This window comes from Mesorhizobium sp. Root157 (assembly GCF_001427385.1).
Classification (GTDB): domain Bacteria; phylum Pseudomonadota; class Alphaproteobacteria; order Rhizobiales; family Rhizobiaceae; genus Mesorhizobium.
The window spans coordinates 19,346-27,557 of sequence record NZ_LMGJ01000014.1 but is presented as its reverse complement, the minus strand read 5'-3'; the positions used below and the strand labels follow the sequence as shown (position 1 = coordinate 27,557).

Below are 8,212 nucleotides of genomic sequence, written 5' to 3'. Positions count from 1 at the left end.
CCCCCGCCACTCACCGCGTTGGGGGAAGGTTCACATGGCTCAATTCTCAATGGAAATTATGCGCCTAACCGGCTCAGTTCCGCGTGGAAACCAACACCTCGAGTTTGGGTTTCTGCGGGGGATGGGGCGGAGTGGTGAAGACGCAATGCGGGTGCCAGTCTCTTCGACCTTTTCGCTTTCTTGGTTGAATACTCTCCAGGCCTTAGGTACGGTCGCCGGACAAACTAGAAACTGGGTGATCCCAGTTTCCGTCTGGTCAAGCCGTGGGGGCATTGTGGGGGCCGAAAAAGCCGATCTTCGGTGGGGCATTGAACGACGACTCGAGTTCATCGAGTTCCGTCTGTTTTGGGAAGGACGCGTCAATCGTTCTGATTTGATGGGCACATTCGGGGTGTCGCTCAACCAGGCGTCCACCGACCTGAATCGCTATTACGGCTTCGCGCCGGACAACATGGTCTACGACAAGCGCGCGCGGACCTATGTCCGCTCTCCAGAATTCAAGCCGAAATTTCTCGAACCCGATGCCAGCCGCTATCTTGCCGAACTGCGGTCGGTAGCTGACGGGATCCTCGACCGCGAGGATTCGTGGATCGCCAACCTCCCACCCTATGCATCAGCTCCGACGCCCGTGCGCGGTGTCGATCCTATAACTCTGCGCTCGATCATCGGCGCCATCCGCAGGTCAGAAGCAATCGAGGTGAGATACCAGTCCCTCTCCAGCCCAGAGCCACGCTGGCGGTGGATCGCGCCCCATGCCATCGCGTTTGATGGGTTCCGTTGGCACACGCGGGCGTTCTGCCTAACGGATGAGTGCTTCAAGGACTTCCTGCTCTCACGGATGCTCGAGATTCGTGGGTCACGCGAGAGCGGAACGTCGGCTGACGACGACCACGACTGGCATTCCGAGGTCACGCTCGAAGTCGGTCCTCACCCTGACCTCTCCGAAGCACAGGCGAAGGTCATTGCGCTCGACTACGGCATGCGGGGTAGCAGGGCAAAGATCAGGGTTCGGCGCGCCTTGCTTTATTACGCGCTCAAGCGGCTTGGGCTCGATATCGACCCGGCCGCTCGGAAGCCGCAGGACCAGCAGATCGTGCTGCTCAACCGTGATCTGGTGCTCGAGGGAGCTACATGACGACGCCGGACACCCTCATCGCATGGGCCGCCTGAGCCCAATCCATCGAATCGAAACTGGACTTTGAAGATGACTAGCACCCAACAACGCGCCGCCCTGCAACGCCAGATCTGGCAGATCGCCAATGATGTGCGTGGTGCCGTCGACGGCTGGGATTTCAAGCAGTATGTGCTTAGTACACTGTTCTACCGCTTCATCAGCGAAAATTTCGCCAGCTACATCGAAGGCGGCGACGAGAGTATCAAATATGCCGCGCTGGCCGACAGCGTGATCACGGCTGAGATCAAGGACGACGCGATCAAGACCAAGGGCTACTTCATCTACCCCAGCCAGTTGTTCGCCAATGTCGCCGCCAAGGCCCACAGCAACGAAAAGCTGAACACCGACCTGGCCGCCATCTTCGCCGCCATTGAGGCCTCAGCCAACGGCTACCCGTCCGAGCACGACATAAAGGGCCTGTTCGCCGATTTCGATATCACCAGCAACCGCCTGGGAAATACCGTCAAGGACAAGAACGCCCGCCTGGCTGCCGTTCTCAAGGGCGTGGCCGGGCTGGACTTTGGCCACTTCGGTGCCGCCCATATCGACCTGTTCGGCGATGCCTATGAATTCCTGATTTCCAATTACGCCGCTAATGCCGGCAAGTCTGGCGGCGAGTTCTTCACCCCGCAGCACGTGTCCCGGCTGATCGCCCGGCTGGCGATGCACAAGCAGACCAGCGTCAACAAGATCTACGACCCGGCCTGCGGTTCCGGCTCGCTGCTGCTGCAAGCCAAGAAGCATTTCGACGCCCACGTCATCGAGGACGGATTCTTCGGCCAGGAGATCAACCACACCACCTACAACCTGGCGCGGATGAACATGTTTCTGCACAACATCAACTACGACAAGTTCAACATTCAGCTGGGCAACACCCTGCTAGAGCCGCATTTCGGCGGCGACAAGCCGTTCGATGCCATCGTCTCCAACCCGCCGTACTCGGTGAAATGGATCGGCAGCGACGATCCCACCCTGATCAACGACGAGCGTTTCGCCCCGGCCGGCGTGCTGGCGCCCAAGTCCAAGGCCGACTTCGCCTTCGTGCTGCACGCGCTCAGCTACCTCTCCAGCAAAGGCCGCGCTGCCATCGTTTGCTTCCCCGGCATCTTCTATCGCGGCGGCGCCGAGCAGAAGATCCGCCAATACCTGGTCGACAACAACTACGTGGAAACGGTGATCGCGCTGGCGCCCAACCTGTTCTACGGCACCACCATCGCCGTCAACATTCTGGTGCTGGCCAAGAACAAGACCGACACCCGCACCCAGTTCATCGATGCCAGCGCCCTGTTCAAGAAGGAAACCAACAACAACGTGCTGCTGGATGAGCACATCGAGCAGATCATGCAGGCCTTCGACAGCAAGGGCGACGTGGATCACTTCGCCCGCTCGGTGCCGCTGGAGCGCATCGCCGGCAACGACTACAACTTGTCGGTCTCCGGCTATGTGGAAGCCAAGGACACCCGCGAGGTCGTGGACATCGCCGCGCTCAATGCCGAGCTTAAAACCACCGTCGCCCGCATTGACCAGCTGCGCCGGGAAATCGACGCCATCGTCGCCGAGATCGAGGGCGCGGAGACGGAGGCATGAGCGGCATAGACTATCTGGACAGGCTGCTGGATAGGGTGGTGGTGGAATGGAAGGCGCTGGGGGAGGTACTTGTTCGAACTAAAGGAACAAAGATCACCGCTGGACAGATGAAGGAGCTTCACAAAGACGGCGCACCAGTAAAAATCTTTGCGGGCGGGAGAACTGTTGCTTTCGTTGATTTTGAGGACATACCGGCAAAAGATGTAAATCGCGAACCTTCAATTATCGTCAAGTCTCGTGGCATTATTGAGTTCGAGTATTACGACAAGCCATTCTCCCACAAGAATGAAATGTGGTCATATTACGCGAATAGTGCTGCCATCAATATCAAGTATGTTTACCATTTTCTTAAATTGAATGAGCCGCACTTTCGGAAAATTGGTAGCAAGATGCAAATGCCACAGATTGCAACTCCCGATACTGACAAGTTCGCAATCCCCATCCCCTGCCCAGACACCCCCCAGGAATCGCTGGCCATCCAGGCCGAAATCGTCCGCATACTGGACGCTTTCACCGAGCTTACCGCCGAGCTTACCGCCGAGCTTACCGCCCGCAAAAAACAATACAACTATTATCGCGACCACTTGCTGCGGTTTGAAGACGGAGAAGTGGAGTGGAAGACGCTGGGGGAGGTCACCAAAAGTATTGCATCGGGGTGCAATAAAATTCGATCCTCAGAGGGCGCCGTCCCGGTTTACGGGTCGACAGGGCCCATCGGCTTTACTAATGATGCAGCGTATTCAGGAGATGTAATTCTGGTTGCCCGCGTTGGCGCCAATGCCGGGCTGGTGAATGCTGTAACGGGCAAATTTGACGTATCTGATAACACGCTCGTATTTAGCCTCACTGATGATTGGAACATCCGTTTCGCCTTCCATCAGCTAACACACATGAATCTGAATCAGTACGCAGTCGGCGGGGGGCAACCGCTGGTGACGGGTGGCCTTCTAAAAAGCTTAAAAGTCCCGTTCCCCAAACTGAGAGAACAGGAGCGCATTGCGGGCATATTGGACAAATTTGACGCACTGACCAATTCTCTCAGCGAAGGCCTGCCGCGCGAGATCGCGCAGCGCCAGCAGCAGTACGCCTATTACCGCGACCGGCTGCTGAGCTTCCCCAAGGCGGAAGAAATGGCGGACTGACATGGGCAAGACGCTGACCGAGATCGCCCAGCAGCTGAAAGACGCCAACAAGAAGGTGCAGCTGATCTATGCCTTCAACGGCTCGGGCAAAACGCGTCTTTCGCGAGAGTTCAAGCGTCTGATTGCGTCCAAGACCAACGGTGGAGAAGGCAATGACGAGGCGGAACAGCCCGAGTTGTCGCGCAACAAGATCCTCTACTACAACGCCTTCACCGAGGACCTGTTCTATTGGGATAACGATTTAGCGGGCGATGTCGAGCCAAGGCTGAAGATCCAGGCCAACACCTTCACGGATTGGGCGTTGAAGGATCAAGGTCAGGACATGAACGTCATTGCGACGTTTCAGCGTTATACCAACAACAAGCTCACACCGCGCTTCAATGAAGAACGCAAGGACGGTAATACCGGGGAGGTCATTGCGAAAGCCTTCTCGGAGGTCACCTTCTCGCTCGAGCGTGGTGATGATGAGCATTCGGGGAATCTGAAAATCTCCAAGGGTGAAGAAAGTAACTTCATCTGGAGCATTTTCTACACGTTGCTCGAGCAGGTGATTGGTGTTCTGAACGTGCCAGAACTTGGCGATCGTGAAACAAATGAGTTCGATCAGCTGGAATATGTGTTCATCGACGACCCCGTGAGCTCGTTGGACGAGAACCATCTGATCGAACTGGCCGTCAACTTGGCAAGCCTGATCAAATCCAACCAATCCGATCTGAAGTTCGTTGTCACCACACACAGCCCGCTGTTCTACAACGTGCTGTTCAATGAGCTGAACGGCAAAGCCTGCTACATGCTGGGGCACTTTGAAGATGGCAGTTTTTCGCTCATCGAAAAGAACGGAGACTCCAACAAGAGTTTCTCCTATCACCTGTATCTAAAACAGACCATCGAGCAGGCAATTGCCGACGACAAGGTTGAAAAATATCACTTCACCTTGTTGCGCAATCTTTACGAGAAAACGGCCAGCTTTCTGGGTTACCCAAAGTGGTCGGAGATTTTGCCTGACGACAAGCAGCTCTATCTGAACAGAATTATTAATTTCACAAGCCACAGCACGCTATCCAACGAAACCGTTGCAGAGCCAACGCCACCTGAAAAGGCAACGGTCAAATTGTTGCTCGATCACTTGAAAAATAATTACGGCTTCTGGCAGCAGGAACAAGAAAATGGTTGATTGCGCCAAGACGATTGTAGAATCCAACAATTTTATCGTTCTCGACAAGTACACCCGCGAATGGAAGGCGGCGGAAGGCTACCAGAGCGAGGGGGCGCTGGAGCGCGAGTTCATCCAGGACCAGGTCAATCAGGGCTATGAGTTCCTGCCCGGCCTGAACACGCCCGAGGCCCTGCTGGCCAACGTGCGCGTGCAGCTGCAGGTGCTCAACGCCGTGCAATTCTCCGACGGCGAATGGCTGCGCTTCGTGGAAACCTACCTTGACAAACCCAGCGACGGTATCATCGAAAAAACCCGCAAGATCCACGACGACTACATCCAGGACTTCGTGTTCGATGACGGGCACATCCAGAATATCTATCTGCTGGACAAGAAGACCATCGCCCGCAACAAAGTGCAGGTGATCAAGCAGTTCGAGCAGAGCGGCAGCCACGCTAACCGCTACGATGTGACGGTGCTGGTCAATGGCTTGCCGCTGGTGCAGGTGGAGCTGAAGAAGCGCGGCGTGGCGATCCGCGAGGCCTTCAACCAGGTGCACCGCTACAGCAAGGAGAGTTTCAACAGCGAGTATTCGCTGTACAAGTACCTGCAGCTATTCGTGATCTCCAACGGAACCGACAGCCGTTACTTTGCCAACACGACGCGGCGCGACAAGAACAGCTTCGACTTCACCATGAACTGGGCGAAGGCGGACAACAGCCTGATCAAGGATCTGAAGGACTTCACCGCCACCTTCTTCCAGAAGCACACGCTGCTCAACGTGCTGCTGCATTACTCGGTGTTCGACGTCAGCGACACCCTGCTGGTGATGCGGCCCTACCAGATCGCCGCCACCGAACGCATCCTGTGGAAGATCAAGAGCGCCCGTGCCGCCAAGAGCTGGAGCCAGCCAGAAGGCGGCGGGTACATCTGGCACACCACAGGCTCGGGCAAGACCCTGACCAGCTTCAAGGCGGCGCGTCTGGCCACCGAGTTGGACTTCATCGACAAGGTGTTCTTCGTGGTGGACCGCAAGGATCTGGACTACCAGACCATGAAGGAATACCAGCGCTTCTCTCCGGACAGCGTGAACGGTTCGGACTCAACCGCCGGCCTCAAGCGCAATCTGGAGAAAGACGACAACAAGATCATCGTCACCACCATCCAGAAGCTCAACAACCTGATGAAGAGCGAGGGCGACCTGCCCATCTACCACAAGCAGGTCGTGTTCATCTTCGACGAGTGCCACCGCAGCCAGTTTGGCGAGGCCCAGAAGAACCTCAAGAAGAAGTTCAAGAAGTACTACCAGTTCGGCTTCACCGGCACGCCGATCTTCCCTCAGAACGCACTGGGTGCGGACACCACCGCCAGCGTGTTCGGCCGCGAGTTGCACTCCTATGTCATCACTGACGCCATCCGCGACGAGAAGGTGCTCAAGTTCAAGGTGGACTACAACGATGTGCGCCCGCAGTTCAAGGCCATCGAAACCGAGCAGGACGAGAAGAAGCTCAGCGCGGCGGAAAACAAGCAGGCCCTGCTGCACCCGGACCGCATCCGCGAAATCAGCCAGTACATTCTGAACAACTTCCGGCAGAAGACCCATCGCTTGCATGCGGGCAATAAGGGTTTCAACGCCATGTTCGCGGTGAGCAGCGTTGACGCGGCCAAGCTGTACTATGAGTCCTTCAGGGAGCTACAGAAAGGCAGCGACAAGCCTTTGCGAGTGGCCACCATCTTCTCGTTTGCCGCCAACGAGGAGCAGGACGCCATCGGCGATATCCAGGATGAAAGCTTCGATGTGTCGGCCATGAACAGCAGCGCCAAAGAATTTTTAAGCGCCGCCATCGCCGACTACAATGCACTGTTCAAGACTAGCTTCAGCGTGGACAGCAACGGCTTCCAGAACTACTACCGCGATCTGGCGAAGCAGGTGAAGGGTAGGCAAATCGACCTGCTGATCGTGGTGGGCATGTTCCTGACCGGCTTCGATGCGCCCACGCTCAACACGTTGTTCGTGGACAAGAACCTGCGCTACCACGGCCTGATCCAGGCGTATTCACGCACCAACCGCATTTTTGACGCCACAAAGACCTTCGGCAATATCGTCACCTTCCGCGACCTGGAACAGGCAACCATCGACGCCATCACACTATTCGGTGACAAGAACACCAAGAACGTGGTGCTGGAAAAGAGCTACAAGGAGTATATGGAGGGCTTCTCCGACGTGCTTACGGGTGAGGCGAGGCGCGGCTTCGTGGACGTGGTGCACGAGTTGGAGCAGCGCTTCCCCGACCCGGCTGCCATTGAAAAGGAAGCCGACAGGAAGGCCTTTGCCAAGCTGTTTGGCGAATACCTGCGCGCGGAGAACGTGCTGCAGAACTTCGATGAGTTCGCCAGCCTGAAGGCCTTGCAGGACGTGGACGTGAATGACCCGGCGGCGGTAGAGGCGTTTAAGGCTAGCCACTATTTGAGCGCCGACGATCTGTCGGCGCTGCAGACGGTGAAGTTGCCGGCCGAGCGCAAGCTCCAGGACTACCGCTCGACCTACAACGACATCCGCGACTGGCTGCGCAAGGAAAAGGCCGCCACTGAAAAAGAAAAATCCACCCTCGACTGGGACGACGTGGTATTCGAGGTGGACCTGCTGAAATCGCAGGAGATCAACCTGGATTACATCCTGGAGCTGATCTTCGAGCACAATAAGAAGACTAAGAGCAAAGCCGACCTGGTGGACGAAGTGCGCCGTGTGATCCGCGCCAGCCTGGGCAACCGCGCCAAGGAAAGTTTGCTGGTGGATTTCATCAATCAAACCGATCTGGATCAGATCGCCGATAAGGCAAAAGTGATTGAGGCTTTCTTCACCTTTGCCCAAGCGCAACAGCAACGTGAGGCGCAGGAGCTGATCAACGCCGAAAACCTGAATGCCGAGGCGGCCAGGCGCTATATCACCGCCTCGCTCAAGCGGGAATATGCCAGTGAAAACGGAACGGAACTCAATTCAGTCCTGCCCAAGATGAGTCCGCTTAATCCACAATACTTGAGCAAGAAGCAGAGCGTGTTCCAGAAAATTGCGGTGTTCGTGGAGAAGTTCAAGGGAGTGGGAGGGCAGGTCTGAACGGACCGCCCTCCGGTCTGACCGTGAAATCTGGGCACACG

5 protein-coding genes are annotated in these 8,212 nt (G+C 56.4%); all 5 read left to right on the top strand.

Annotated elements, in window-relative coordinates; genetic code table 11:
• Positions 1–1,135: WYL domain-containing protein (locus tag ASD64_RS11540; protein ID WP_244480779.1), on the top strand; the 1,135-nt coding region annotated here is incomplete at its 5' end.
• Positions 1,136–1,204: 69 nt separating this feature from the next.
• Positions 1,205–2,761, top strand: a complete 1,557-nt coding sequence (locus ASD64_RS11535) for a type I restriction-modification system subunit M (RefSeq protein ID WP_056105232.1) — start codon at positions 1,205–1,207, stop codon at positions 2,759–2,761.
• Positions 2,758–3,903, top strand: coding sequence for a restriction endonuclease subunit S (locus ASD64_RS11530; protein WP_056105230.1), 1,146 nt, complete (start codon positions 2,758–2,760; stop codon positions 3,901–3,903). Before ASD64_RS11535 ends, ASD64_RS11530 begins: the two co-directional genes overlap by 4 nt.
• Before the next feature lies 1 nt (position 3,904).
• Positions 3,905–5,077 (top strand): AAA family ATPase, encoded by a 1,173-nt coding sequence (locus ASD64_RS11525; RefSeq protein ID WP_056105228.1) that lies wholly within the window; start codon positions 3,905–3,907, stop codon positions 5,075–5,077.
• A complete protein-coding gene (locus ASD64_RS11520) occupies positions 5,070–8,171 on the top strand; it encodes an HsdR family type I site-specific deoxyribonuclease (protein WP_056105226.1) in 3,102 nt (1,033 codons plus the stop codon). Before ASD64_RS11525 ends, ASD64_RS11520 begins: the two co-directional genes overlap by 8 nt.
• Positions 8,172–8,212: the final 41 nt, after the last annotated feature.

Coding starts and splice junctions, on each gene's coding strand:
- ASD64_RS11535 (WP_056105232.1), top strand. CDS start 1,205: ATGACTAGCACCCAACAACGCGCCGCCCTGCAACGCCAGATCTGGCAG.
- ASD64_RS11520 (WP_056105226.1), top strand. CDS start 5,070: ATGGTTGATTGCGCCAAGACGATTGTAGAATCCAACAATTTTATCGTT.
- ASD64_RS11530 (WP_056105230.1), top strand. CDS start 2,758: ATGAGCGGCATAGACTATCTGGACAGGCTGCTGGATAGGGTGGTGGTG.
- ASD64_RS11525 (WP_056105228.1), top strand. CDS start 3,905: ATGGGCAAGACGCTGACCGAGATCGCCCAGCAGCTGAAAGACGCCAAC.